The following is a 25,145-nucleotide window of genomic DNA, read 5'->3' as shown; positions in this document are numbered from 1 at the left end:
GGACAAGCGGAGGGCTTCGACACCTGAAACTTTCGCTCTCAGAACGCAAAAAAGTGCCTGCACAGACAGTTTTATCCATACAGACACTTATTTCATGTTTTATATGCTCTAATAGTTCACTTTTCTGACCACAAACATCCTGTTTCCATAACCAGCTTTCAAAAATCTCTATAAAACCTATTTCGCTGTTATGTTTCTTAACAGAAAACTTTAAATCAAAAATTGAATCGTGCAGCTACGAATTCGCAGCATACAATTCCAGCACATGAAAATATCCCCCCAAACTCCAAACGGAGCTTGAAGGGATAAAATTATGGCGTGCTTCTACAGCCCGTCAAGATACCGTTTTTTTTAACAGGCTGGATCCGCAATTATAAATTTTTTACTATTCAACAGAATAATGAAATATTCAATAATTTCAGTATCCCATTGTATTCCACAAATATCTTTTCAATTAATACTTGATTCATGAAAGAACTCCCATCATTGAATCGTCCATTCCTTTTCTATCATTTTAAAGCCAGTGTGAAAAAGAAAGAGGCTCCTCCCCCCGGCGTATCTTCCATACCAATCTTTCCCTGCAGCATCCGGGCCAGTTCTTTTGCAATACTTAACCCCAGTCCAAAATGCGATTTATCTGTGTGAGACTGGTCTGCACAGTAGAACCGATCAAAGATAAATGGTTTGTCCTTTTCTTCCACGCCAATTCCATGATCTGCAATCCAGAACGTCAGTTCTTTTGAAGACATATCCACCCGGATCTGGATTTCTTTTCCCTCTGGACTATAATGCAGTGCATTATCCAGATAGATACTGAGCAGCTGGAACAATCGCTCCTTGTCTGTCATAATAACTGGAAATAACTCTTCTCCCAGATCCAAAGTCAATTTTATCTTCTTTTTCATGCACCGCGGTTCATAGGCTTCATACAAAGAAATAAGCAGCGTATCCACATTGACCTCAGAAGTATGGATCGTCCACTTTTCCGCATCCGATGACGCTAAAAGAAGCATATCCTTAATTAAACGGGACATACGCATACACTCCGAATCAATGACTTTTAAATTCCCCTGAAGCCCTTCGTTTTGTGCTTCATGCTGCATATTCTCCACATTTGCCACAATCACAGCCAATGGTGCTTTCAGTTCATGGGAGGCAGAAGCAACAAACTCTTTCTGGCTCTGCATCACACGCTCGGTTGGCTCCAAGGCTTTCTTCAGCAAAAAGCGGCTGACCAGACTGACACAAAGCAGTGTGACAATCCAGATTGCCAGATACATAGGCAGCTGTTCCAAAAACATCTGAAATATAGGCGTTTGCTCATAAACCAGAGTCAATGAATTGTTTGTATCATCTTCGGAAGTAAAATGGGCCAGGTTAATCAGATACCTCTCATAATGGTTTCCTTTCATCTCAACCATTCCTTCCACGGCTGGAAGTTTGGTCTGATTGCCTTCCTCTTCTGCCGAATAGGTAACAATCTGCATTCCCACATTGTTCAGCTGTCCTTCAATATCCTCTAAACCAGTTCTGCTCTCGTAGAGAAGTTCTCCATATGCATCGGTCAATTTTGATGATACAGACATATCTTTTTCATAGGCAGAAAGAACTTCTTTTGCATTCGCCCCTTCTTCCTCCAGCTGATTAACGATCAGCGCTGTCATTCTCTGTAAAAAGGTTACTTCTGCCGCCTCGCTTGCATTTACATGATTGGAAAAGGATAATCCAATCACGCCCGTAACAATTACCATGATTGTCATAACAAAAAACAGGTGCAGTTTTTGAAATAAATGGTTCAGCATAGGCTGCACCTCAACTGATATCCGCTTCCATAAATAGTCTTAATCTCACATATGCTGTTTAATTGCTTTAGCCTTTTTCTGAGAAAGGAAATATAGTTATCTACATTTCCAGGTTCAATGTCTGAATCAGTTCCCCAAACTTTTAGAACCAGCTGTTCTCTTGTCAGAAGCGTTTCCGGTGATTTGAGTAAGGTGTACAGAAGTTCCGATTCCTTGGCTGTCAACAGAAGTTCCTTTCCATTAGCCTTAAGTTTCCGGTTGGAGCGTTCCAGCTTTAAGTCCTGATAAGAAAGAATATCCTGCTCTTTCATTTCATGAGGCCTTCTAGTCAAAGCCCGTACCCTTGCCAATAGTTCACGGATATAAAACGGTTTGACCAGATAGTCATCTGCTCCTCCATCCAGACCATCAATCCGGTCATCAATAGAGGACATTCCTGTAATAATAATTACTGGAACCGAAATTCCTTTTTTACGCATGGCTTTAATAATTGTCAGCCCATCAATGACCGGCAGCATCCGGTCAACAATGGCCAGATCATATCCAAATTCTGCATTGAGTGCGTAGAGAAGCCCTGTTTCCCCATCATGGCAGCAGTCCACCATATAATCATTTCTCAAAAGTTCCTGCTTCATTGCCAAACTCAGCTCTATATCATCTTCCAATATGAGTATCTTCACAATAAATCATCCCTTTCTTTTTCACGGTTCAGTATATCAAATATACCAGGGAAAATCTCTAAAAGTCCTCTAAAAATTCATCAAAATCTTTCTTTTTCTTAGAGGAGTTTTAGATAAGTTTTTGAATAAAATGGTATGCAGAAAACAGCAAAGGAGGGATTCAATTGCTATGTCAACAACGGTCTCGGAAACGGCGAAAAAAACACAATCGTCGAAACATTTTCCGTATGATATTAGGCCTGGTACTTATTTCGGTTATCAGCATATGTGCTGTCCGTCTTTTTTACAGGAGCCGCTCTTCCCCACCATCTGATTCAGATTCTGATTATATAATCATGGCAGCAGATCAAAATGGCAATGTATCCGATACTCCGATAGAAAATTCTACGGATGCGGATCTGCTGCAGACCTTACAGACATTGAAAAAACAGGAGCCAAAAATACAGGACATTATCGATCACTTTCAGGAATACCCCTCCGAACTCCTCGAAATGTTATCCAAAAATCTGGATATGTTGGACTTTGTATTGGAGTATCCCAATAAAAAAGGAGAGGTTTTCTCTGATACCATCGGTGATGTAAAACTTGGAACCTATCCGCTCCTTCTGCAATACGATCCACGATGGGGATACGCATTCTATGGAGACGATGTAATAGCGGTAAACGGATGTGGTCCTACCTGCCTGTCTATGGTAATTGCTGGTCTAACCGGCAAAAACACCATTACCCCCTATACAATAGCCAGCTATGCCACGCAGCAAGGGTATTATGCCCCAGATTCGGGCACCAGCTGGTCTCTGATGAGCGATGGTGCATCCCATTTCGGCATTATCGGAGAAGAATTGACCCTCTCTCAATCCGCAATGGAAAACTCCCTGTCATCTGGACAGCCAATCATCTGCAGTATGCGTCCCGGTGATTTTACAACAACTGGACATTTCATTGTTATCACGGGACTCAAGGATGGAAAATTTATCATAAAGGATCCCAACAGTAAAGAGCGAAGCAATCAACTTTGGGATTATCAAACACTGGAACATCAAATTAGTAATCTATGGGCATTTCAAGCCTTATAGAAATAACAGAAAGGTGGATATCACATGAAACACACAAAAATAACAGTAGGATTCGCAACTCTCTTATGTATTTTCTCATTGGCCGGGTGTCAGAGTAAACCTCAAAATCAACCCGTTGAGACAGAAACCGAAATGCAGCAAACCAATACTGTGTCTGAGCCCCAGACAGAACAACCTCAGCAGGAATCCTCGGAAACACATCCGAACAATGTGCCTGCCAGTGCAGAAGAATTACTGAATTCTGCCACTGTCTCTGGCGAGGTGACTGCTTTTTCTGATACAGATCTGACCCTTAACCCGCTCTCAACAACAGATGCCGGGGCTGCCATCATGGCCGTTGATTCAGAAAATGCGGAAAATCTCCTTACTGTCAACTATCTGGAAAACTGCACGTTCCAGCTTGCCCGCATCAACCAATCTACTGGAGCACTTTCACTGGAAACCGCAAGTGCCGCAGATATCAAAAAAGAAACATCTATCGCTGTCTATGGTGAAGCAGACGAATCCGGAGCGATTCTGGCCAAGCAGATTTTCCTGATCCGTTACGAATAAGCAGGGAGGAAACTATCATGTCATTTTATCACAGAGCCTGCTTATACCTGTTCCGCAAACGGTCAAAAACTGTTTTATTATTTCTGATCCTTTTACTGGTAAACAGTATGATACTCGGCACTGTCATGATTCTTCATGCCGCCCAAACAACCAAAGTGTCTATGCAGGAAAAATCAAAGGCGAAAGCAGTCTGTGAGATCACGCAGGATACATACCAGCTTTCCAGTCAGGATATTTCTGCTGCAGCACAGCTGCCTCATGTCACATTCCTGAACCGTCATGCAGAAAGCCCAGGTTATCTTTCCGATTTCTTACCCATTACAGCCAGTGATTCTCAGAAACCGGAAAATTCACAGATTCGTTTAACCGCTTATGACGATTTAGAAAAAGATGGCCCCTTTGCCACACAGAACTATCGCCTGACCGGTGGAAAACTGATCAATCCGCAGTCTGATTCCAGTGCAGTCATAAATGAAACATTTGCCACAATCAATGGTATTTCCATCGGAGATCAAATTCGTTTGGAAAATGAGCATGGAAAAACCATTTCCGCAACCGTCTGTGGCCTGTTTCTTTCCGGAAATGAACACCAACAGGACAATACTCTGGATTCCCTGTACCGTATCGAAAATCAGATTTTTATCGATGCCAAATCCTATATAACCCTATTTGGTGCCGATCGGTTCAACCGATTGATTGTTTATACCGATCAGCCAGAGCAGACAGAGGCTCTGGCTGAGAAACTGCAGGAATTGTTGGGAGAAAAGGCAAAGGTTACATCCTCCGATCTCTTATACCAGCAGATGAAAGCCCCTCTGGAACAGATCATTCGGATTACAAAACTTATGATGACCTTCACACTTTTGTCCGGAACCGTTATTGTTTCTCTGCTTCTGTGTATGTGGATGAGAAACCGTCAGAGGGAAAAGGCTATACTCATCAGTCTTGGAGAGTCAAAGGGAGCCATCTTTCTCCAGACCTTTCTGGAATCTGTCATGATCTTTCTCCTGGCTGCCGTAGGGGCGTGCTGTCTTGGAACTCTCAGTGCTAATGTAGTGCAGGCCATCCTTTCAGCCTCGGAACTCGCACTTGTCATGACACCAAGCCTTCAGATGAAAGAAATTGTCATTCTGTTTGTAGCTGGCAGCCTGGTAATTTTGACAGCAGTGCTGCTGTCCCTGGTTCCCGTTTTAACTACCAACCCAAAAGATATCTTATCCAGAATGGAGGGATAATGTGAATCTATTTCAAAGAGCCATCCGATCCTGCCTCAGAAAACCTGTCAAAAGCATCCTTCTGCTTCTTGTAATCGGTACGATCAGTCTTCTGTTTCTGTCTGGTATGGCAAGCCGCTCTGCTAATATTGCAGCAAAAGACAGCACCCGGCAGGCAATCGGGGCCGGTTTCCTGTTAGAAGGAAACCCGGAAAATCGAAACAAACGTCTTCAGGAAGCATTTGAAGCAATCGAAGAAACGTTCGGAGTCGGACAAAGCGGCAGTTATCAAGGCGTTCATGCAGAAACGATCATCAGCAATGGACAGCCCTCCGGATATGTGTGGACGGATCATTCTTTTGAATCCCTCGTCCGGGAAGACATTGAAAAAATAGCTGCTGCTTCCGGAATCTCTGATTACAATATTACAACGGTTCCAACTCCTGTAAAGCCAGAGGGCTTTTCCCGAATTGAAGATCCGGACAAAGATCAAACCTATGATTCTAAAGGTGTTTCCCTGGTAGGCAACCGCACGATGAATTTGGATTCTAATGTCTTAAATGGAGTCGTAACCATAAAAGATGGGCGTATGACTGTCCCCCAAGACCAGGATGTCTGCGTAATATCAGAAGAACTTGCCCTTTTAAATAATCTTACAGTCGGTGACCGGATCGGCTTTTCCCCTGTTAAGCAGGAAGGTCCAATCCAATATGCAGAGATTGTAGGGATCTACCAGGTCAGGGAACCTATGACTCCTTATATGTCCGGCGACACCTACCGCTCCGAAAACATTATTTTTACAAATCTGGACTTTCCGGCAAAAGCGGAACAGGATTCCCCACTGTTTGAAAAAGCCTATTTCAAAGTTGAACAGGTCGATGAATACGAAGCAGTAAAGGAACGAATCCAACAGACTGACATCAACTGGGAACGGTATGATTTGATTGATAACAATGGAAATCTGGATACTATGGCATCCAATTTTAATGACCTGGAGCATATCAGCCAAATGCTTTTACTCATTATTGCTGGTGCCAGTTTCATTATTTTATCCCTTATTTTTGTTTTCTGGATGAAAAGCCGAACCCATGAAATAGGGATCCTGATGTCCTTAGGAATCTCAAAGCTGGAAATCCTTTTTCAAATGATTCTGGAGGCCTTTTTCATCGGAATTATTGCCGTCAGCCTTTCTTTTCTGGCTGCTCCCATGGTTTCCAAAACTGCGGCTGAATACCTGGTCGTTCAGCAGGAACAACAGGCACAGCTTCAAGAAGATCAAACGGCAAATCAAATACAGACTGAATATGTTGCCCCAGAGCTGACAGTAACGGATGTACAGATATCTCTGTCCTCATCCATGTTCTGTGCTGATGGCATCAGCATCACACTGTTAACCTTATTATCTGTTTCTCTTGCAGGAATTACGATGTTCCGCAAAAAGCCAAGAGAAATTTTGAGCGAAATGAGTTAGGAGGTCTTGCAATGATTTTGGAAGCAAACCATATAAGTTATACTTACCGAACACAAAAAAACATCCCTGTGCTGCACCAAATATCCGCCGGATTTCAAGCGGGCAGATTTTATTCCATCATAGGCTCCAGCGGATCCGGAAAAACCACCTTTCTCTCCCTTCTTGCCGGACTGGACACTCCTGGCGAAGGAGTAATCCAATACGATGGGGAGGATATTCAAAAATGTGGACTTAATTTCCATCGCAGACACCATATTTCTCTGGTATTTCAAAACTATAACCTGATTGATTATCTTACCGCTCAGGAAAACGTAAAGTTGGGCGGAACCAAAGATCCCAGAGAACTTCTCACCAAAGTAAATATCCCACAGGATGCCTGGAACCGGAATGTCCTCCAGTTATCCGGCGGTCAGCAGCAAAGAGTGGCGATTGCCCGTGCTCTGGCCAGTGAAGCAAAGGTTCTTCTTGCTGATGAACCAACTGGGAACCTGGATGAAACCACAACAGGAGAGATTATTGAACTCCTAAAACAAACAGCCCATGAGCTTGGAAAATGTGTCATCGTTGTTACCCACAGCAGGGAAGTCGCTCAGGCAGCGGATCACATTTTGAAACTGGATCATGGAACTCTGATATAAAATACCAACAGAAAGAGGGGCCGCTTATGACAAGAGAAAACCCAAATACCATTCCATCCAACTATATTCCCGGTCAGGATCCATTGGATGATTATATTGCAGAACAGTTAAAGGCTGCCGCTGATTCCATCCCACTGAGTGATGATGTGAAATGCAGGGTGGAACAAAAACTGTCCAACCTAAAAATGCAGGAATCTAAAAACGAAAGGATATAACAACATGGACATTCGCATTCAGGATTTAAGTATGACCTATCCCAATGGGAAACAAGCTCTTTCAAATTTGAATCTGGAACTAAAAGCTCCCAGCATGATCGGACTTTTGGGACCAAACGGTGCTGGAAAATCCACACTGATGAAGCTTCTGACAGCTGCCTTGGTTCCTTCAAACGGAAGTATCCTTGTAGATGGACAGCCACTTTTGAAACAGGAACATCTGTTAAAAAGCCACTTGGGATACCTTCCCCAGACATTTGGACTTTATGAAGAGCTGACTGTTTATCAGTTCCTGGACTATATGGCTGCCTTAAAGGGATTATCCAACACAAAAACCATTCTGACTAGAGTGATCCAGGAAGTCAACCTTACGGAAAAATCCAATGCCCGGATCCGAACCCTGTCCGGCGGTCAGCGTCAGCGGGTTGGAATTGCCCAAACATTTTTAGGCGATCCAAAACTCCTGATTTTTGATGAGCCAACCGTAGGATTGGATCCAGAAGAACGGATCCACTTCCGCAACTTATTTTCCCAGGCTGCCCAGGAACGTCTGGTACTTTTAAGCACCCATATCATCGAGGATGTACAGTCTGTCTGTGACCAGCTGATTGTTATCCACCACGGCTCCATCCTCTTTACTGGAGCACCGTCTGACCTGATCCGGCTCGCCGCTGGACACGTAGGCACCTTTTTTGAACAGGACACGTCCCATGAGCAGGGTCTTCACATTACAAGCCGTGTCAATACTGCTTTCGGGGTACGCTGCAGGGGGGTATGGGAAACACTTCCCTCTTACGCTCACGCCGAAGAACCCACCTTAGAAGACGCCTACCTTTATCTGATCTCCAAGGAGGAACTGCGATGAGAATCTTTTCCTTATTCTGGTTAGAGTTCCGGCGTCTTCTGCGTTCGCCTCTAACCTGGCTGATTATGGGACTTACCGTTCTTTCCCCTGTCATGGGTCTGTTTCTATATCAACCAACGGAGGCTACCACTTTGGGGACCTATCTGGCCAATCCATCCCTGGCCGCTGGAATCTTTTCCAGCCTTCTGTTTGCATTCCTGACTGTCTGGGAATGGAATCGGGTAAAACGCGGGCAGATGGAGGCGCTCCTATATTCAATTGTCTCTCCACTGACTGTTTCCTGCATCCGTCTGTTGTCTCTTATAGGTACCGCTGGTTTAGCATGGAGTATCACTGTAGTTGTCTGGATGCCATTTACCATGATGGCTTCTGGAAGTGTTTTTGATAGCCTAACCTATTTCTTATGCTACTTTTTATTTATGGGAATGGCCATACCCATTGCTATCCTGTTGTCCTCTTGTGCATATCAGTTCACCCGCCGTCTGGATCTGTCTATCGTCATACTGGCTGCCCTGGCCGGACTGAGCCTGACCATCTGGAAAGACAACTGGCAGCTGTGCTGGCTCAACCCCTGCGTATGGGCAATCTCAGATGATTTTACAAATTTCCGTATCTTCCGTTCGGTAGCTTATATGCGTTTTACTTGGATCACAGGCGCGGCAGCAGTTTGGCTCTTATCCTATCTGTGTATTCGACAATATGGCAAAGGTCCCTTGGGTTCCATGAAGTACAGTATCCGCCGCTTCTGGCGTCCCATGATTACAGTCTGCCTTTTTGCTTTTTGCGGCTTTTTATATAAGTTTCAGCCATTCCTGGATCACAGCAATCCGGATCTGTCTGCCACCACCTTTTTTGAAATTCCCTACCTGGAGGGAGTGTTCTGTGAAAAAAGGGTCACAGATGTCCATCCCAATCTTTCCAAGGGAACCGTATCCGGCACTGCATCCTTCCAAATTGAAAATACAACAGGAACAGAGCAAGAGGTGGCATTTGCAGTCAATCCCGGCTATAAGGTAAATTCTGTCCAGGCCAATGGCCAGCCTGTGCCTTTCCAAATTGACGATTATCAGGAATCCAATATGGCACTTTTAAATGTCACGATCCCTGCTCTTGAGTCCATCGATCTTTGTTTTGACTACCATGGATTCCCACAGGACTGGAATCTAATGGAAACCATGCAGGGAAAACCGGAGATCAGCTCAAAGTATTTATGTCTGGAAAATCAGGCTCTGGCTCCCGCAATCATGAATGCAGGAACTGCAGATGGTACGTTTTCTTCCATCACAGATATTACTCTTCCAGACACCATGACTGTAATCCCGTTTGGACTAGCCGAGGCAAAAAAAGAAGCAGAGCATGACAACGGAACCATTACATGGAGAATCGAAGATACAGAAAACCGTGGTATTCTCTATGCAGGAGACTATGTCCGCCAGGATATTGAAGCTGTGGGTACAACAATTCAGTTCTATTATGGTCGTAAGCACCAGCCGATCATGGAAGAAGCCAATGCCGCAGAAGCAATCCAAACAGTTATGGAATACTGCTCCTCTCATTATGGAATGCCCCAGTTCTTCTCTTTCGACTCTTTAAAACTAATTCAAGGTCGTATCTCTAATGGCGGATATGCACGTTCCGGTGTCAGTCTGGTAGATGAACAGGATTTTACTGCCCAAAATCTGCATGATTCCGATAAAGGTGCAATCCCCGGAGAAGTCATGATCCATGAAATGGTTCATCAGTGGTGGGGACTTGGAGCTATGTTCGATGTCTCCCAGCCAGACAGTGCCTGGTCTGCGGAAGGACTAACCGTTTATACCACATACCGGATCATCAAAGATCTTTACGGAGACGCTTATGCCAAAGAACATTACATTGACCAGTGGCAAACAGCAGTTGATGACTATTACAATAACTTTTACATCCGCAATCCCCAATACCTGGAGGCACTGCCAGAAGAAAAACGTTTGGACATTTCCAACCAGCTCTCTACCATGCGGTACTACAATGAAATGCCTCTAAAAATTTTAAAAGCAGAAGAACTTGTTGGCGGCGAGGAAGCGATGGATCAGATTCTGTACCAGCTTTTTAACCGGGAAGTGGATCCCATGTACCCCTACTTGACTGAACAGGAATTTTTAGATGCCTGCGGGCTGACAGAGGAGGATTTAAATCTTGACTAGAATCTTTTTTTACGAATTAAAAAGGCTTCTTTGGAATCAATTTTTTGTTGGTATCCTGGCCGTTATTCTATTTACCGGATGGCAGATCTTAAATCAGGTAACGCTTTTAGGAATCGAACAGACGGCTCCCTTTTCTGTGCAAAGTTTTTGTGACTATCTTCTTCGGCTCCTACCCCTTTTATGGATTGGTACCCTGTTCTTTCTGTCATTCTTCTTTTCAAAATCGGAACAGAGAACATCTGTAATCACCCATGCTACACCCGTAAATCCACTGATTTACGCGTTCATTCGATGCAGTGCAGCCTTTGTAGGATCACTCCTTCTGATAGATGCCGTATTCCTTCTGGCTGCTGTATTTTACGGAAGATTTTTTCACTGGTATCACTGGGAAACTCTGCTGATTCCCGGCTGCCTGCTTCTAATCCCGATATTACTGATTGATATCCTCATTAGCTGGTTCATAGGACGGAAATTCCCCTGGCTTTTAGTCATCTGGATGCTGGTTCCCGTTTTCATCATAATTATAATTTTATAAGTAACCTATATACCGAATCAATCGCTTGAATTTCCAAACTCAAGCGATTGATTCGGCAGCTGCATTATTTCCACATATACCTATTTCATGCTCTATAAGTAATCATTATAAATATTTCCAGCCTTTGCAATACTATTTAGCCGTTCCTTATCCTGTACCACCAATAATTTGACTGGCTGCAAATTCGCCGCAGTTGGTGCAACATGGGCGGAAGCCAATATTTTATCCAGCTTTTCTTTTTCTACAGGCTTATCTTCATATGCTCTAACAGAATATCTTTTTTTGCAATATAGGAATTACATTTTTTGTATTCTTTATTTACAAGAAATAACATATCGTGCAATGATAGGAGAATTTACTATCTATTATCGCGGAAAAATCGTTGGCGGTATATATGATGATAGGCTACTTGTAAAACCAACAAAGTCTGCAATCTCTTATATACCAACAGTTATCTATGAAATTCCATGCGAAAATACTAAAGAAATGTTATTAATCGAAGAAGTGGATAATAAAGATTTTTTGACAGGTTTATTTGATGTGATGTATGATGAACTACCAACGCCAAAACCTAAAAAGAAAAAATGAACAGCCTCTAGTTTTACAATTTCATATCCATACACACAAAGCAGTTGGTCTTTTTGATTGTCTGCTTTTTCTTACCTAAATTTCCAATTGGAATGACAAACTAATGTACTGTTAGAGCTGTTCAACAAGATTATCGGTGCATAAAATTTTATTGTGATACTGATATGAGGATGGTATAATTGGGATATAAAACATACAAATAAATTTGTTGAAAAATGAGGTATCAAAATATGGAAAATGAATTACTGGAAAACTTAGACAGACTCCACACGACTGAACTTGGCGTTATTAGAATTAAAAAGAATTTATCTTTGAATATAGAAAATGTAATTGAATGGTGCAAAGAAAGAATTAGTCTTTCTAATGCGGAAATCATAAGAAAAGGAAAAAACTGGTATATAACGATTGATAATTGTATTATAACGGTAAATGCGTACAGTTATACCGTTATCACTGCTCACAAGGTAAAATGATAAATTTTTCTATAAAGGAATTAAACGCATTTGCAGTTATTGGGCAGGAAGTAGAACTTACTGATTATCAAAAAAAGAATATTCAGATTAGTACACAGTTTTGGAGAAAGTTTAACAGTAGTTTGAAAAAAGCGTATCTTTCACACTCGGGAAATTGGGTAAAATATGCTTTTATGGAAAGAAGAAATGGAAAACTTTATTATTTCTGTTCTATTCCCAAAAGAGCCATTACCCCAGAGGGCTTTCTGTATAAAAAAATACCGTCTTATAAATATTTGGTTGTGGAGCATATTGGTGCTATGGATAAAATATATGAAACTTATGGCAAGATTTATCAAGAAATTATTCCTAGTACATCGTATATTCCTATAAAAGATATTATCCTACACTTTGAAAAATATGATTATCGTTTTCATTGGAATAGTGATAATTCAGTTATTGAAATTTGGATACCTATTCAAGATTAGAAACAATTTTATATCCTTACACACAGAGCAGTTAGTCTTTATGATTGACTGCTTTTTAACAAAAGACACCACGCAGGTGTCAATCGTGTCTTTTTAGTGCTGTTTCATTATCATATCAAGGCTCATTCAATAGTGGTAAATTCGTGGTAAAATAAGTGTTTTACTATACTTCAAAATGCTTGAAAGTATAGTATTTATGCAGATAATCGAAAATTAGATATAAAATTTAATATTACATAACATATTTGAAGATTTCATAACGATTTGAAAAAAGAATGAGCAATACCATAGTATTACCCAGACCGTCCACAAAGTCCCGACACTCGCCGGGATTTTCTACATTTATAACCGTTTTCCTGATATAACGAAACTATTATCCTGCAATGTTCATATCGAACGCTGATTATCAAACTTCAGCGATAGCCGAATATGCTACCGCCTTTTTTAGCATTCAAATAATGAATCAAAGAAACAAATGAAAGCCGAATAAATTTTTTCAAATAATATGTCACCATAACGGCTTATATGGTGTGTTTTATATAGAGAGGTAAAAATAAATGAAAACAGAGGAATTGTTTATCGAGTACATGGACAATCTTTATCGAATAGCAGTGTTTATGCTGTCTAATGTCCAGGATGCTGAGGACGCGGTTCAGGAAACGTATGTAAGATATTTACTAAAAAAACCTAAGTTAAATAATCAAGAACATGAAAAAGCATGGCTAATGCGTGTTTGTATCAATATCTGCAAAAATCAAATCAGATATAGAAATAGACATCCTAAGTACAACATTGAAGAAGTAGATGTGATAGGAATCGAATTAGAGGAAAAAGAAATTTTAAGAGAAATTTCACTATTACCAGTAAAACTGAAGAGAAAATTGTCCGGCTCGCTTCTTGCCTGTTCCAGTCAGTCGGACAACTTGCAGCACTTCGTCAATTCTCTTATCTGGCAATCCCAAAATGATTGTCCTAACTTTCAGATTTTCATAGGCAGTTAAGTTCTCATAAAGAGGCGGCATTTCAATTAATGCTCCGATATGATTTAAATCGCTGCGCTTCCATGTATGACCGTCAAATTCAATACTTCCAGAAGTCGGCCTCAAAATACCTGTGATCATTTTTAGTGTTGTGGATTTTCCTGCTCCATTCGGCCCCAATAATCCATAAACGGAATTTTTTTCAATATTCAGTGATAAGTTGTTTACGACACTTTGCCCGCTGAAAGATTTACAAAGGTCTGTTGTTTTTAAAATCTTACTCATATTCTGTCGTATCCTCTCTTTATAATTAATTATAAGAAAAAGGATAAACTTCTATTTTGAAGATTTCATAAAGAAAAAGCAATTCATAAAATGTTAACACACCATCTTTTTTGAACTATTAGTTCATGTATAACAAGAATTATTAGAGCGTTCATTTCTTTCAACAAGAACTGTAAAATGACAGTGGAGGTGAACTATCAGTGGAGGTTTTCAATACATCTTATATGGGAGCTATTTTTAAAACTGCCAGAAAGCGGGCAGGCTTGACACAGGAACAGGTAGCTGAACAGGTCGATATCACCCCCCGCTTTCTTATGGGGCTTGAAAAAGGCGAAAAACGTCCCAGCCTGGAAGTCCTGCTTCGCTTAGCACACCTGCTCAACATCCCTGGTGACGCCCTGATCCATCCTCAGCTGTCTTTTGTCGATAAAGAAGACCAAGAACTCCTCCGGCTGTTCATGGAGCTAACTGCCAGAGATAAAAAAGTAATCCTGGCTGCAGTCCACGAAATGCTGGGGCATTCCCATACAGAAAAATAGTCTTTCTAAAGTATTTCTTTTTCTGCCTATGATAATTTTCAAGTGTTCTCTTAGCAGGATACGCCACAATGCTATATCCCTTATGCCACCAGAAGGGCAGATGTCCCCCCTGGTGGCACTTTTCTTTTAACTGTACTCAGTCAAGGTATATAAAAGGCTGCTTCTGCCACCATTTTCTCTCCACCGCTGCTCTTTTTGAAGTAGACCAGCCTTTTCCAAGTCCTGGATTGCCCGTTCTACCGTCCTTCGTGACAGATTCAGCTCCCTTGCAATGGTACCAATTGCCGGATAACACTGTCCCTCTGCATTGCATCGGTCTTTCAGGTACATATAGACAGCTTTGGCCCGATGGGGCAGTTCAGATGCATAAATCTTCGAAAAATATCCCACACCTATCCTCCTCTAGTCTGTCCTAAGCGGCGGTCTTGGAGGGGAATCATGCCTCCATTTACATTTTCGATGCTCCTCTTCATATGCTTTCTCAAACTGGCTCTCTCCTGTTCCCTCTTCTTCCAATCTCCCCTCCTCCCACTCTTCCTCATCTTCACAGGCAGTCTGCCTCCGTACAATCTCCTGTTCCAGTTCAAACCGGTCCGCATAAGCCACCGTTCTGGCTGCCTGTTCTGCCACCTCATAGGCTTCCCCGAACTGGATTCCCCATTTTAGGAACAGAGGAAGCTGGGTTCTCATGGGACAGATTCCTGTCTTGGCCAGCACAAAATGACCTTTGGGAAGCGTCTTTAATTCCTCCGGAGCCATTAACGGCCGGCTCATCATCTGCAGGCTCTGGCTGGGATCATTTTTTCCTCTGGAAATAGAACCAGACAAAACGGTTCTGTTTCCCAGTGCTTTTGATAAAATCTCCGCACTTTCTGAGTTGGGTGCAAAGCCTCCAAACAGAATGTCCTGGCAGTTATCGATGATAATACTGGAACCTTCTTTTCCATAATTCTTCTCCAGCTGTGCGAAACTTTGAATAATGGGAACCATGCTGATCCGTCTGGAACGTCCTGCGGAGAATATCATTTCCATGGACTCAATTTTGGGGATGGTTCCAATTTCATCTGCAAACATCATCACCCGGTTTGGAAGTTTTCCCCCGCATTCATCAGCGATCATGAGCATTTCCCGATAGAGCTGCTGTAAAAACAGGGACACCATAAAATATTTCGTATTATCTTCCTCTGGCAGCACAATAAAGATTGCTGACTTTTCCCTGCAGAATGTTTCCGTATCCAAGGTGCTGTCAAAGCACAGGATCTGCTCCATTTCGGAATCCAAAAACGCATTGAGCCGCGACATGGCTGTGGACAATACGGAAGCCATTGCCTGATCTGCAGAATTTAAAGCTGCCCCTGCAAACCACTTTGCTTTATGGTTAGGAGGCAGTTTATCCATCAGTAACTGAAACAGGCTCCGGTTCTTTACCGGGGATGGTGCCAGAAGATCCTGGATCAGCTTGAACACCGAAATAATGTGGCGTTTCTCTGGCGGGCAATACTCTGCAATCAGCAAAATGACCGATGCCAGAAGTCCTTCTGCCGCATCATAGAAAAAGGCATTCTGCCCATAGCTGCTGGCCGATGCCCCATCGGAACTGATGATGGTTTTTGCCGTAATTTTTGCATACTTCTCTGCCCTGGCCTTAGCTGCCAGATTCTTTGGATTCATTAAATACTCATCCATATATTTATTAACCAGTGTCAGGATATTGTTTCCATCCGAACGGGTAGGATTCCGCAGGTCGAGGATTGAAATCCGGTATCCATAGCAGTCCTTTGCAATTCCTGCATAATTCCGGAACAGATCTCCCTTGGTATCTGTAGTCAGGAAACTCATCCCAGATGCACAGGCGTATTCGATATTCGGATACAAAAAGTTAGCTGTCTTACCTACTCCGGCGGCTCCGATCATAAGGCAATGAATATCCCCGCTGTCCACCAATGCTGTGATGGAATTTCCTTTCTTTTTGTATCCAACTACCAACCCCTGTTCTTTTGGAAGATGCTTTCCAGTTCTCCATTGCTCTGGTTCATAGGGCACATGGGCATATATTTCCCTGATTTCCTTTTCTGTCGCAAACCGGGCGGTCCCGTACTGCCCATCCCCAACAGTTTTTGACTTGATCCCATTGAGTGTATAGTGACTGGACAGCATAACCAGGCCTCCGATCACTGCAAACATTCCCAGTCCAATACACACAAACATAATTATTCCCTGTATTGGTATTCCCTCCCCTCACATCATCTGCGTGACTGTCTGACATTCTGCTACGAACTCCGGCGGCGGCTTCTGTAATGCCTGGAGATCTTCATTCCAGTCCTTCTGACAAGAAAAAAGCGGGAACACATCTCTGTATCCCCGCTCAGACAGCCGTTTTTTAATCCGCTCTCCTGCCTCGATTCCTGCTTTATCATGATCCAGACACAGAGCGATTTTCGAAAGGTGTGGTACATCCTCAAGAAGCTGTAACAGTGCGTGTTCCGCTACCCCGCAGAGTGCCACATAGCTATGCTCCATCCAATCCTTTTGATACATAGAAATAAAGGACAGCATATCAATCGGAGCTTCAAAAACATACACCGTATCGCTTTTCCCAATCCAGTGAAAACTGTATCTTGGATCGCAGCTTTCCACATTTCCCTTAAACGTTTTCCCCCGCTGACAGGTTCCTCGCTTATGGGCATGGTGTGGAATTCCATCCACATCAAACCCCACAAAAACTGCATTGTGGTATTTCGCGTCTTCATAAATCATATGTCTTCTTGCAAATACAGACACGACTTTAGGATCCAGACAGCGTGTCTTTACCAGATATGCAAAAGCCCGGTGCATCGTCCGATTGGCCTCCGGGAGTATAAATGGTTTTTTCGGTTCCTGTTCCTGCTCCATGCTTTCCCTATATGCTTCCCCCTGCTCCCCTCCCAACAGCATAGTAACTGCATCCGGAAAACTCTGATTGTAAAACATCCTCACAAAATCAATGGAATAGCCTCCCTTTTCTGTTGCATGATCATACCATTGGTTTCCTCTTACTGTAATACTGTGATCACTGGCCAACCGTTTTTCTCTTCCAGAACGAAGCAATTTCTCTCCCTGTCTGGAAAGAAAATCTTCCAGATCTACCGCATTGGCCCTTTGCTTCTGTTCTTCTGTAAAATAAATAAATCCTCCCATACCTTCCTCCTTTGTCAATAATTGCCTTGTACCTGCTCCCGATCATCCCGTTTGTATCCCTGAGCCTGCTTTTTCTCTGCCAGCCTCCGCCAACGTTTTCGGTCAATCGGATTCCGACTTACCCCTAATGACCTCTGCACATCTTGCTGGAATACCCGTTCCAGCTGATGCAACAGCCTGGTCGCTGCCAGAAACAAGGAGGGATTCTGAAATGAATCCAAATGATCCAGTAAAAACTGGGCATAGATATTTCCCTGTTCTGCCGATGCAGTGAGATACTCCACTGCCTTTTCCCTGTCACATGGGATGTCCTTGCCGCAAAGATACAACTTTCCCAACTGATAAAACGCCCACTCATATCCTTGATCCGCTGCCTGCTGTAGCCATTTCACTGCCTCTTCCGCTTGAATCGGAACCTCATCCCCTTTGAGATATACCATTCCCAAACTATACTGGGCATATTGATTTCCTTTTTCTGCACACAGTTTCAGGTAGCGGACTGCAGTCTCCACATCCTTTTTTACCTGTTCACCAGAAAAATATAATTTCCCCAGTTGATACAAAGCCCATTCATTTTCCTGGTCGGCTGCCTTCTGAAGCCATTTCACTGCCTCATCCACTTGAACTGGGATCTCCTCCCCGTTCAGATACAACATTCCTAAACGGTACTGAGCGATGGAATTTCCCTTTTCCGCAGACATCTTCAACCATTTCATGGCGGTTTCCACATCCTTGGATCCTCCTTTTCCTAAAAGCAGTAGCTGCCCCATCTGATATGCCGCATATGCATTTCCAAGCTCTGCTGAAGAACGGAACCACTTCATAGCCTGATCCATATCTTTTTCAAAATACACACCATCCCGATACAGTTTCCCTAATGCATACTGAGCGGAGGAATGATCTGCATTTGCCGCTTTGGTGATCCATTCCACTGCCAAATTACTGTCTCCACTTTCTGTTTCCAGCCAAAGTTTTCCGAGTGCATACTGGGCATTGGTATTTCCAAGCTTGGCAGACTTCTCCCAATATTCAGCTGCTCTCTTATCATCCGCTTCGGTTCCCGTTCCTGTGTGGAGCATCTGACCAATCCGGTACTGAAGTTTATCATCATGGCTCTTTTCTTCCAATATCACGAAGCCGGAATACGCATCCTGAAATCTCCTCTCTGCTAGTTTCGGATCCTGCTTTGTACCAAGACCATCCCGATACATCTTTGCCAGTTCCAGACTGGCATAGGGATTTCCCTGATTTGCCGAACTCCTGTATAAAGAGAATGCCCGTATATCATTTTGTTCCACTCCCCGTCCCCGGCGGTAAAGCCCGGCCAGGGAATATTGGGCATACTTATGATTCGCTTCAGCCGCCTGAGAAAACCAATATGCTGCCTGCTCATTATTTTGTTCTGTTCCCAGTCCTGAAGCATACATTTTTCCAATGCGGTATTGGAGATACGGTTTCTGCCGTTCTTTCACCGACATTTCTTCTGTATGAAATGCCTCCAGAGCTTTTCTATAACATTCCTGGGCCAGAGTCATATCTATGTCCCGTCCTAAACCATCTGCAAACATTCGCCCAAGATCCTGCATGGCAAACCCATTCCCATGTTCTGCTTCCTGAAGAAATTTCTGATATGCCTTTTCAAAATCCTGCAGCACAGAATCACTGCCATACAAATAGTTTCTTGCCTGCTTGTATCCATCCGTCCACCAGTTAGAACCGGATGTTCCTTTTCTACCGTTGAAAAAAGACATCCTCTGAATTTCTTCCTCTACATGTTCCGAATCGGTATCCTCTTCTTCTGTCATTTCTTCTACCTGTTCTGGTTCCTGCTCTGTCCAATCATTCGATGCTTCCAATCCCGTCTCTTCTTCCTCAAATAAAATATGGTAACTGCCCAGCTTTAACGCTTCCGCAATCACCATGTTTCTGATACTCTTTAATTTGGGTTGTTTGGACAGAGGCGGCAGTTCCTCTGTCTGTTGTTTGTAGCTCAATGTGATCTCCTTCTGCCACAAGTCCCATTCCTGATATAGAGCCGACACCCGGCTGTCTTTTCCCAGCTCATCTACAATGTGATCAACCAGATCCTTTACATCCCGTTTCAAATATCCATAAACTTTTTTACCTCCTGTATGCTGTAGCCGTTTGGAAAGTTCCAGAATACTCGTTTCAATTTCCGAACTCTGGAATGTCCCTGACTGGATTTCATTTAGCCAATCCCTTATTACCTCTGCGGACTGCATCTTCAAGTCTGCACGGGACTGCGTCTGCTTCTCATAGATATTGGCAAAATCCTGGCGGAAAATATCATGTGCCAGTTCCGAACGCATAGCCTCAATGGACTGCTTCGACAAATATCCCTCCCTATCTTTTGCCGAGTACACCATCAGATGCACATGGGGATGATGGCTCTCATTATGAAATGCGGCATACCATCTTAAATTGGCACTGTTAATTTTCATATGCTTACACAGCATCGCCCGCTTAGAACGCAGCAATGCCATCCACTGGGCGGCACTGTCATACCCTAACCGGGCTGCATCCTCCCGTCGCAGGGAGATCACATGAGTCCACACCACACCTTTACGCTCTGCTACTTCTTTTTGTACCTGACGAAGGATCACCGGTTCTCCTTCATCTGTAAACAGACCATGTTCTCCGATCCGTTCTACTCGGGGACGGCCTGCAATATAATCCACATAGTTCTCACGCTTTGCAATTAGATCCAGATTCCGCTCCAACGCACAGGAGATAAACTCCGAAGCGGTTCCAATGGTTGGCTTTCTCCGGTAATCTTCATACTCCAACATCTCCTTTGCCTCCGGAATATCCCGGAGTAATTGTTTGATCAGCTGTTTCTGATGGATTGTTTCTGGAAGATAATGTTTACTACTATCCATCTTCTCCACACCTTCCCGCGTTCCAATATAACGGACATAGTTTTCCATCTGTGCAGGTGGTGCATCACGCAGGTAGCGGGAAGTAAAAATAAGTTTTGCCATAAGCCGCTCCTCTAAATATTGACTGTTCTCTTTCAAAAATGCAAAAGGAACCTATGGTTTCACGCCATGGTCCCTTCTATTTTTCGTTTATAAGTATTGGTATAAAGTATTACGGTTGCACAAATTGAGAGTTTTCTTTAAAAACTCTTAAGCAAATGAAGCATATATAACATAACTTTCTGCAATCAGAACAATTCCAAGAACACTATCTATCATCAAATTATACTGTATATCTGTCAAAAATGTTTTTGAATGTGTCAAAAAATATTTAATGCTTTCTTTTCCTGTCAAAAATGTAATTATAAGTAATAAAATAGGAAATAAAAAAATCTCTACCTTATTTCCAAAATCATCTGCTATTCCATTTGTAAAGTGAACAGGAATAATCTGAGGTAAAAAAAGCACGCTTACTATTGCTAATAAAATACCAATACCGCAAATTCCCCATGTTAATTTTCTGCTTCCTATAAGTTGCATAAAAATTCCTTCTTTCTGATAATTTGCATTTTTCTGTCTCCTCGGTTTTTCAATAAATGAGAAGTTATTCATTCCTAATGTTAGAACCAACTTGCTCTTTCGTCCCTAAATTCGGGCTGGTCACTATGTTCATACGGATTATAATTATGCAAATTGCAACCAAACTCTTTCAATGATTTTATTTTATTATCCCTTGTCCATTCAACCAGAGAAATTCCATCAAATTCCTCTACACTCCCATTGTTCATTTCATTTTTAAAATACCACTCCACAATCGTCTGATTTTCCTTGTGGAAGAATTGTTTAATTTCCCAAGTAACGACTTTGCCGCGGGTATTCCATTCCTGAAACCAGTGTTTTACGATTTGACGATTATTATATTGGGGGCTCCAACTTTCGGTATAAATTACATCTTCTGCAAAAATACTATCAATACCTAAGTCCTGTTTTGTAAGCCACATTTCAAACCACAAGTGAATAATTTTTTCTCTTTCATTCACAATACAGCACCTCACTAACTTCCTTCCGATTTTCTACTTTGCTCAATCCCCAACAAACTGGAATTGTTAATTTGGAACCAGTCCTATAATGCCAACTGCTATTGCATCAATAAAAAGTATAAATGTTATCACACAAACAATTAAAATAGCCGCAATGACTTTAATAATAAGTTGTTGATTTCTTCTTAAATCACTCTTACTGACAATTCTTAGGGCAAAAATTAAAACAAAGATGACAATAAGAGAAATGATATTATAAAGAACTACTGTGCCCATCTATGTATCCTCCCCATCAATTCAAGTTGTTTATAACAAAGTTTGTATTTTAGCCTTTTCCCATATTGATAAAAATGCTCTATTTTCTATCAACGCATTTTCTATTAATTCATCAACACTATCAAAACTTTGTTCATTCTGATTATTCCATAAAGAAACATATTTTTGTGATTTATCGCAGGAAATAAAATACTCTTTTCCTTCAATCTCAAATTCTAATTCTCGTCCATGACAAATTAAATAGATTAAAGCGGCAAGAGATTTTTTATCTGTTAATTCTTCCGCAACTATATCATGTAAACACATAATTAACTTCTCCTTCAACTTCCGATTTGTCTTCTTTGTATATTATATTCCACCAACCTATACAACGTAAAGTATAAAAACCATTTTCTATCTGTACAGGTGTCTCTTTCAGATAGCGGGAAGTAAAAAATAAGAGTTTTAACACAAACTGCTCCTTCAAACTATCGTTTGCTCTGTTTCAAAAAACAAAAAGAACCTATGGTTTCACGCCATGGTTCCTCATGTTTTTAGAATATCATTGTAATAACTTCCCTATCTGGAAGTTGTCAAATGTACTGTTTGATCCAGTCCGAAATAAAGTCCATTTGCTCCTTTGTATGGAACCAATGCTCTCCATTTTTCATGACTGTGAGGGTTGCTTTAATTTGAGCTACAAATTCAGCTACCGTTTCATAAGATGTCAGGTTATCCTTTTCTCCATACAGAATATGCGTCGGAGTTGCCCATACAATGGGATGTTCTTTTACATAGCAAAGGTACTCCCAGGAAAGTGTTTCTCCAAAGGATGTGGGGATTTCTTTCTGCTTGCGCAGTTCATCTTCTGTCACATTCGCCCACTGCATCATATTCCGAATCAACTTTTCCATATCTACAACTGGAGAAATAAAGTATGCACGCTCTATTTTCTTATTTACCAAGGCACTCATAGTAAAAAATGCACCAATGCTGTTCGCAATCACTGTTACCGATTCACATGTGCCGCATAAATCATCAAATAATCTTGGAAATTCTTCTTCTGCTTCCCATGGTGTTTGGGAAGCATAGTCAAAACCAATTACTTCATATTCTCCAAAGAGCGGTTTATAATATTCTGCCTCTTCCGGACTGCCGTCCTTTCCATGTATATACAAAATCACCTTACCCATTGTTTTATCCTCCGCAACACCTATTTTTTCTTTTTGGATTTTGGCATTGGCAGTTCATCATACATAGCGTGAAATAAGCCTGTCAAAAATGCTTTATTGTCAACTTCCTCTACCAGAAGCATTTCTTTTGCTCCCTCATAAGGCACTTCATATGCCGGATCTGACATATAAGCAATCGCTGACTTTGTGGGTTTTACAAGCAATCTATCATCATAAATGCCGCCCACAATCTTACCACAATAATAAATAATAAACTCTCCCATCATTGCCCGATATGTAATTTCATCTAGCCCAGACAACTGCCCCAAAATAAATTGCAAATAACCTTCACTTGATGCCATAATTTACCCCCAACTAGACTTTGTATAAAAAACATCAGAGACTTAACGCCTGATGTTTTTCTTTCTTCTTTTGCTGTTTCAATTCAAATATCCGTTTTTCTTCTCGGCTTTTGATTTCTATTGCTGTTTGCTTTGTTCTTGCTGAAGTTTATCTGTCATGAAAGTATCTTTTACACTCCACATTCAATTTTCCAAAGACAAGGATTGCCGTTTTAACACAAATTCTTGAACAGGGCTTCCAAATTCTTCTGTCAGTTTACCTTCAGAAAAACCTATTCGTTTATAGAATGCTCTGGCTGCAATTCCCTCAGGCACTCCTTCTCTGTAAGTCGTAACAGATATATCACTCTGAGGATTCATCTTTGTAAGCATATAAGACACCATTTTTTCTGCAATATGTTTTCTTCGATGTTCTGGGTCAACAGCCAGGAAACATAGCACATTGTTTTCTTTCGAAAATAATAGTACGCCAACAATTTCTTCTTGTTCTTTTGCACATATTGCAGAATCCTTACTTATAAAATCTAAAACCGTATTCCTATGTTCCTTCAAAGCTTCTTCTGTTTCAAGACCAGGAAATGCATTTTTCACTTTTTCTACAAGGTTCATCCAACTATCAACATCTTGCTCAGTTCCAACTTCAATTCTCATCTGTCGTACCTCCTCCAAATTCTGATTTTCCAACTTAATAAACTGGGATTTCCATTATAGATTTACAACCATAATATATTCCTCACTATTTTCATCAACAACAGTAAATCCTACTTTCTTGTACATCTTCACTGCATAATTACTTTTTTGAACGGATAAGGAAATTTTTGAATACCCAGACAATCTTTCTAACTGTAATAGTTCTTTCAATAATGAAGTTCCAATACCTAATCCTCTATACTTTTGATAGACAGACATAGCAAGTGATGGAGTATCACTATCAATGTGTCCATAGTCATTCATTATTCTTACCCAGATAGTTCCTACAACATTTCCTTGAATTTCTGCAACTAAGGCCTTGTCATGTTTTCTCTTTCCAAACTCAACGATATATTCTTGTAAGTCTGGACAATTTATTACCGTTTTAGGTGGCGGTTCAATTCCCTCTGGAATATAAATCGCTTCATACAAGAAATCATCTAACAAACAATATTCTTCGTTTCTCATTTCTCGTATTATATAATCCATCAGCTCACTCCAAATTTTAGCTTTACTTTTTATATATTATAATCCATCAGTTCATACAACGCAAAGAATAAAAATTATTTTCTATGCAAGAGACCATCAGCTAGATAGCGAAGAGTAACAATAAACTTTGCTATAAAATTTCCGCTGCATCTTTTCTATAACACTCCCAGCTTCTTCAGCAACTCCACACAATCCTTCGCCCCCTGCACATAGAGATATTCACATTCTTTCTGTGCAATCAGATTTGTGGTGACCATATAATCGTCTACGATCTGATACTCTTCTTCTGACAACTGTTTCAACACTCCTCTGGTCCGCTCTGATTTTTCTTTCAATGTTTCATAAAACTGCTTTTCATCACTGCTGCAAGTTTCTCTTCTGACTGAAAGAGCTTTTTCAATCAGTTCCTGAATCACCATGTCATAAATTTCTTTTTTCTCCATGTCTTCTCTGCTCCT

The 25,145-nt window shown here is 41.6% G+C and carries 28 protein-coding genes and 2 pseudogenes; 13 read left to right on the top strand and 17 right to left on the bottom strand.

Annotated elements, in window-relative coordinates; genetic code table 11:
• Positions 1-509: 509 nt before the first annotated feature.
• Positions 510-1,802: a HAMP domain-containing sensor histidine kinase gene (locus DXC57_RS10930; RefSeq protein ID WP_118652598.1), complete on the bottom strand. Its 1,293-nt coding sequence runs from the start codon at positions 1,800-1,802 to the stop codon at positions 510-512.
• Positions 1,796-2,482 (bottom strand): response regulator transcription factor, encoded by a 687-nt coding sequence (locus tag DXC57_RS10925; RefSeq protein WP_182457291.1) that lies wholly within the window; start codon positions 2,480-2,482, stop codon positions 1,796-1,798. The genes DXC57_RS10930 and DXC57_RS10925 overlap by 7 nt, the downstream gene beginning before the upstream one ends.
• Positions 2,483-2,817: 335 nt before the next feature.
• Between DXC57_RS10925 and DXC57_RS10920 the strand changes: the two genes are divergently transcribed.
• The 9 genes from DXC57_RS10920 (at position 2,818) to DXC57_RS10880 (ending at position 11,231) form a co-directional block, all read left to right on the top strand.
• Positions 2,818-3,558 (top strand): C39 family peptidase, encoded by a 741-nt coding sequence (locus DXC57_RS10920; RefSeq protein WP_118652594.1) that lies wholly within the window; start codon positions 2,818-2,820, stop codon positions 3,556-3,558.
• A 24-nt stretch (positions 3,559-3,582) separates the two neighbouring features.
• Complete coding sequence (locus DXC57_RS15355; RefSeq protein WP_143331333.1) at positions 3,583-4,110, top strand: hypothetical protein; 528 nt, start codon at positions 3,583-3,585, stop codon at positions 4,108-4,110.
• 17 nt (positions 4,111-4,127) lie between these two features.
• On the top strand, positions 4,128-5,345 hold the full coding sequence (locus DXC57_RS10910; RefSeq protein WP_118652590.1) for an FtsX-like permease family protein: 1,218 nt from the start codon (positions 4,128-4,130) through the stop codon (positions 5,343-5,345).
• A 106-nt stretch (positions 5,346-5,451) separates the two neighbouring features.
• The gene (locus tag DXC57_RS10905; RefSeq protein WP_118652762.1) at positions 5,452-6,795 is read left to right on the top strand and encodes an FtsX-like permease family protein; all 1,344 of its coding nucleotides are present in this window, start codon (positions 5,452-5,454) and stop codon (positions 6,793-6,795) included.
• A gap of 11 nt (positions 6,796-6,806) precedes the next feature.
• Positions 6,807-7,433: an ABC transporter ATP-binding protein gene (locus DXC57_RS10900; protein ID WP_117498586.1), complete on the top strand. Its 627-nt coding sequence runs from the start codon at positions 6,807-6,809 to the stop codon at positions 7,431-7,433.
• Positions 7,434-7,459: 26 nt separating this feature from the next.
• Positions 7,460-7,648 (top strand): hypothetical protein, encoded by a 189-nt coding sequence (locus DXC57_RS10895; protein ID WP_118652588.1) that lies wholly within the window; start codon positions 7,460-7,462, stop codon positions 7,646-7,648.
• A 4-nt stretch (positions 7,649-7,652) separates the two neighbouring features.
• On the top strand, positions 7,653-8,513 hold the full coding sequence (locus DXC57_RS10890) for an ATP-binding cassette domain-containing protein (protein WP_118652586.1): 861 nt from the start codon (positions 7,653-7,655) through the stop codon (positions 8,511-8,513).
• A 65-nt stretch (positions 8,514-8,578) separates the two neighbouring features.
• Positions 8,579-10,696, top strand: a complete 2,118-nt coding sequence (locus DXC57_RS10885) for a hypothetical protein (protein WP_243101465.1) — start codon at positions 8,579-8,581, stop codon at positions 10,694-10,696.
• Positions 10,689-11,231 carry a hypothetical protein gene (locus tag DXC57_RS10880; protein WP_118652582.1) on the top strand — a complete coding sequence of 181 codons (543 nt, stop codon included), beginning with the start codon at positions 10,689-10,691 and terminating at the stop codon, positions 11,229-11,231. Before DXC57_RS10885 ends, DXC57_RS10880 begins: the two co-directional genes overlap by 8 nt.
• 104 nt (positions 11,232-11,335) lie before the next feature.
• Here DXC57_RS10880 and DXC57_RS10875 read toward each other — a convergent pair.
• Positions 11,336-11,533: pseudogene (locus DXC57_RS10875) on the bottom strand (nitroreductase family protein); the annotation flags it as partial.
• Between DXC57_RS10875 and DXC57_RS10870 the strand changes: the two are divergent.
• From DXC57_RS10870 to DXC57_RS10860, 3 genes are all read left to right on the top strand, one after another.
• Entirely contained in the window at positions 11,532-11,819 is a 288-nt protein-coding gene (locus DXC57_RS10870) for a competence protein TfoX (RefSeq protein ID WP_117498689.1), read from the top strand. The pseudogene DXC57_RS10875 and the gene DXC57_RS10870 overlap by 2 nt on opposite strands.
• A 230-nt stretch (positions 11,820-12,049) precedes the next feature.
• The gene (locus DXC57_RS10865) at positions 12,050-12,292 is read left to right on the top strand and encodes a DUF3781 domain-containing protein (protein ID WP_066545556.1); all 243 of its coding nucleotides are present in this window, start codon (positions 12,050-12,052) and stop codon (positions 12,290-12,292) included.
• On the top strand, positions 12,289-12,759 hold the full coding sequence (locus DXC57_RS10860) for a GyrI-like domain-containing protein (protein ID WP_066545546.1): 471 nt from the start codon (positions 12,289-12,291) through the stop codon (positions 12,757-12,759). Before DXC57_RS10865 ends, DXC57_RS10860 begins: the two co-directional genes overlap by 4 nt.
• 872 nt (positions 12,760-13,631) lie before the next feature.
• Here the strand turns inward: DXC57_RS10860 and DXC57_RS10850 are convergent.
• Positions 13,632-14,024 (bottom strand): annotated as a pseudogene (locus tag DXC57_RS10850) (ATP-binding cassette domain-containing protein); the annotation flags it as partial.
• A 200-nt stretch (positions 14,025-14,224) separates the two neighbouring features.
• On the opposite strand from DXC57_RS10850, the gene DXC57_RS10845 reads away from it, so the two are divergent.
• Positions 14,225-14,563 carry a helix-turn-helix transcriptional regulator gene (locus DXC57_RS10845; protein WP_117498576.1) on the top strand — a complete coding sequence of 113 codons (339 nt, stop codon included), beginning with the start codon at positions 14,225-14,227 and terminating at the stop codon, positions 14,561-14,563.
• A gap of 126 nt (positions 14,564-14,689) precedes the next feature.
• On the opposite strand, the gene DXC57_RS10840 is transcribed toward DXC57_RS10845, so the two are convergent.
• The 13 genes from DXC57_RS10840 to DXC57_RS10780 form a co-directional block, all read right to left on the bottom strand.
• Positions 14,690-14,953, bottom strand: a complete 264-nt coding sequence (locus DXC57_RS10840; protein ID WP_118652580.1) for a helix-turn-helix domain-containing protein — start codon at positions 14,951-14,953, stop codon at positions 14,690-14,692.
• Between the two features lie 12 nt (positions 14,954-14,965).
• Positions 14,966-16,747 carry a VirD4-like conjugal transfer protein, CD1115 family gene (locus DXC57_RS10835; protein ID WP_118652760.1) on the bottom strand — a complete coding sequence of 594 codons (1,782 nt, stop codon included), beginning with the start codon at positions 16,745-16,747 and terminating at the stop codon, positions 14,966-14,968.
• 54 nt (positions 16,748-16,801) lie between these two features.
• Positions 16,802-17,740, bottom strand: a complete 939-nt coding sequence (locus DXC57_RS10830; protein ID WP_118652578.1) for a DUF3991 and toprim domain-containing protein — start codon at positions 17,738-17,740, stop codon at positions 16,802-16,804.
• Between the two features lie 14 nt (positions 17,741-17,754).
• Positions 17,755-20,742: a MobP3 family relaxase gene (gene mobP3, locus DXC57_RS10825; protein WP_118652576.1), complete on the bottom strand. Its 2,988-nt coding sequence runs from the start codon at positions 20,740-20,742 to the stop codon at positions 17,755-17,757.
• A 147-nt stretch (positions 20,743-20,889) separates the two neighbouring features.
• Entirely contained in the window at positions 20,890-21,309 is a 420-nt protein-coding gene (locus DXC57_RS10820; RefSeq protein ID WP_243101464.1) for a DUF1648 domain-containing protein, read from the bottom strand.
• On the bottom strand, positions 21,300-21,719 hold the full coding sequence (locus tag DXC57_RS10815; protein ID WP_117498569.1) for a nuclear transport factor 2 family protein: 420 nt from the start codon (positions 21,717-21,719) through the stop codon (positions 21,300-21,302). The genes DXC57_RS10820 and DXC57_RS10815 overlap by 10 nt, the downstream gene beginning before the upstream one ends.
• 66 nt (positions 21,720-21,785) lie before the next feature.
• Positions 21,786-21,995 (bottom strand): hypothetical protein, encoded by a 210-nt coding sequence (locus DXC57_RS10810; RefSeq protein WP_118652574.1) that lies wholly within the window; start codon positions 21,993-21,995, stop codon positions 21,786-21,788.
• A gap of 30 nt (positions 21,996-22,025) precedes the next feature.
• On the bottom strand, positions 22,026-22,301 hold the full coding sequence (locus DXC57_RS10805; protein ID WP_118652572.1) for a hypothetical protein: 276 nt from the start codon (positions 22,299-22,301) through the stop codon (positions 22,026-22,028).
• A gap of 266 nt (positions 22,302-22,567) precedes the next feature.
• Complete coding sequence (locus tag DXC57_RS10800) at positions 22,568-23,167, bottom strand: alpha/beta hydrolase (RefSeq protein WP_118652570.1); 600 nt, start codon at positions 23,165-23,167, stop codon at positions 22,568-22,570.
• Positions 23,168-23,187: 20 nt separating this feature from the next.
• The gene (locus tag DXC57_RS10795; RefSeq protein WP_117498561.1) at positions 23,188-23,508 is read right to left on the bottom strand and encodes a TfoX/Sxy family protein; all 321 of its coding nucleotides are present in this window, start codon (positions 23,506-23,508) and stop codon (positions 23,188-23,190) included.
• A gap of 183 nt (positions 23,509-23,691) precedes the next feature.
• A complete protein-coding gene (locus DXC57_RS10790) occupies positions 23,692-24,159 on the bottom strand; it encodes a GNAT family N-acetyltransferase (protein WP_118652568.1) in 468 nt (155 codons plus the stop codon).
• Positions 24,160-24,213: 54 nt separating this feature from the next.
• Complete coding sequence (locus tag DXC57_RS10785) at positions 24,214-24,687, bottom strand: GNAT family N-acetyltransferase (protein WP_118652566.1); 474 nt, start codon at positions 24,685-24,687, stop codon at positions 24,214-24,216.
• A gap of 155 nt (positions 24,688-24,842) precedes the next feature.
• Entirely contained in the window at positions 24,843-25,130 is a 288-nt protein-coding gene (locus tag DXC57_RS10780) for a hypothetical protein (protein WP_117498556.1), read from the bottom strand.
• Positions 25,131-25,145: the final 15 nt, after the last annotated feature.

It is taken from the genome of Clostridium sp. TF06-15AC, from assembly GCF_003481165.1.
Lineage (GTDB): Bacteria > Bacillota > Clostridia > Lachnospirales > Lachnospiraceae > Otoolea > Otoolea fessa.
This window is presented reverse-complemented; position numbering and strand designations above follow the sequence as displayed.

Coding starts and splice junctions, on each gene's coding strand:
- DXC57_RS10930 (WP_118652598.1), bottom strand. CDS start 1,802: ATGCTGAACCATTTATTTCAAAAACTGCACCTGTTTTTTGTTATGACA.
- DXC57_RS10920 (WP_118652594.1), top strand. CDS start 2,818: ATGGCAGCAGATCAAAATGGCAATGTATCCGATACTCCGATAGAAAAT.
- DXC57_RS15355 (WP_143331333.1), top strand. CDS start 3,583: ATGAAACACACAAAAATAACAGTAGGATTCGCAACTCTCTTATGTATT.
- DXC57_RS10910 (WP_118652590.1), top strand. CDS start 4,128: ATGTCATTTTATCACAGAGCCTGCTTATACCTGTTCCGCAAACGGTCA.
- DXC57_RS10905 (WP_118652762.1), top strand. CDS start 5,452: ATGGCAAGCCGCTCTGCTAATATTGCAGCAAAAGACAGCACCCGGCAG.
- DXC57_RS10900 (WP_117498586.1), top strand. CDS start 6,807: ATGATTTTGGAAGCAAACCATATAAGTTATACTTACCGAACACAAAAA.
- DXC57_RS10895 (WP_118652588.1), top strand. CDS start 7,460: ATGACAAGAGAAAACCCAAATACCATTCCATCCAACTATATTCCCGGT.
- DXC57_RS10890 (WP_118652586.1), top strand. CDS start 7,653: ATGGACATTCGCATTCAGGATTTAAGTATGACCTATCCCAATGGGAAA.
- DXC57_RS10885 (WP_243101465.1), top strand. CDS start 8,579: ATGGGACTTACCGTTCTTTCCCCTGTCATGGGTCTGTTTCTATATCAA.
- DXC57_RS10865 (WP_066545556.1), top strand. CDS start 12,050: ATGGAAAATGAATTACTGGAAAACTTAGACAGACTCCACACGACTGAA.
- DXC57_RS10860 (WP_066545546.1), top strand. CDS start 12,289: ATGATAAATTTTTCTATAAAGGAATTAAACGCATTTGCAGTTATTGGG.
- DXC57_RS10835 (WP_118652760.1), bottom strand. CDS start 16,747: ATGTTTGCAGTGATCGGAGGCCTGGTTATGCTGTCCAGTCACTATACA.
- DXC57_RS10830 (WP_118652578.1), bottom strand. CDS start 17,740: ATGGGAGGATTTATTTATTTTACAGAAGAACAGAAGCAAAGGGCCAAT.
- mobP3 (WP_118652576.1), bottom strand. CDS start 20,742: ATGGCAAAACTTATTTTTACTTCCCGCTACCTGCGTGATGCACCACCT.
- DXC57_RS10810 (WP_118652574.1), bottom strand. CDS start 21,995: ATGGGCACAGTAGTTCTTTATAATATCATTTCTCTTATTGTCATCTTT.
- DXC57_RS10805 (WP_118652572.1), bottom strand. CDS start 22,301: ATGTGTTTACATGATATAGTTGCGGAAGAATTAACAGATAAAAAATCT.
- DXC57_RS10800 (WP_118652570.1), bottom strand. CDS start 23,167: ATGGGTAAGGTGATTTTGTATATACATGGAAAGGACGGCAGTCCGGAA.
- DXC57_RS10795 (WP_117498561.1), bottom strand. CDS start 23,508: ATGGCATCAAGTGAAGGTTATTTGCAATTTATTTTGGGGCAGTTGTCT.
- DXC57_RS10790 (WP_118652568.1), bottom strand. CDS start 24,159: ATGAGAATTGAAGTTGGAACTGAGCAAGATGTTGATAGTTGGATGAAC.
- DXC57_RS10785 (WP_118652566.1), bottom strand. CDS start 24,687: ATGGATTATATAATACGAGAAATGAGAAACGAAGAATATTGTTTGTTA.
- DXC57_RS10780 (WP_117498556.1), bottom strand. CDS start 25,130: ATGGAGAAAAAAGAAATTTATGACATGGTGATTCAGGAACTGATTGAA.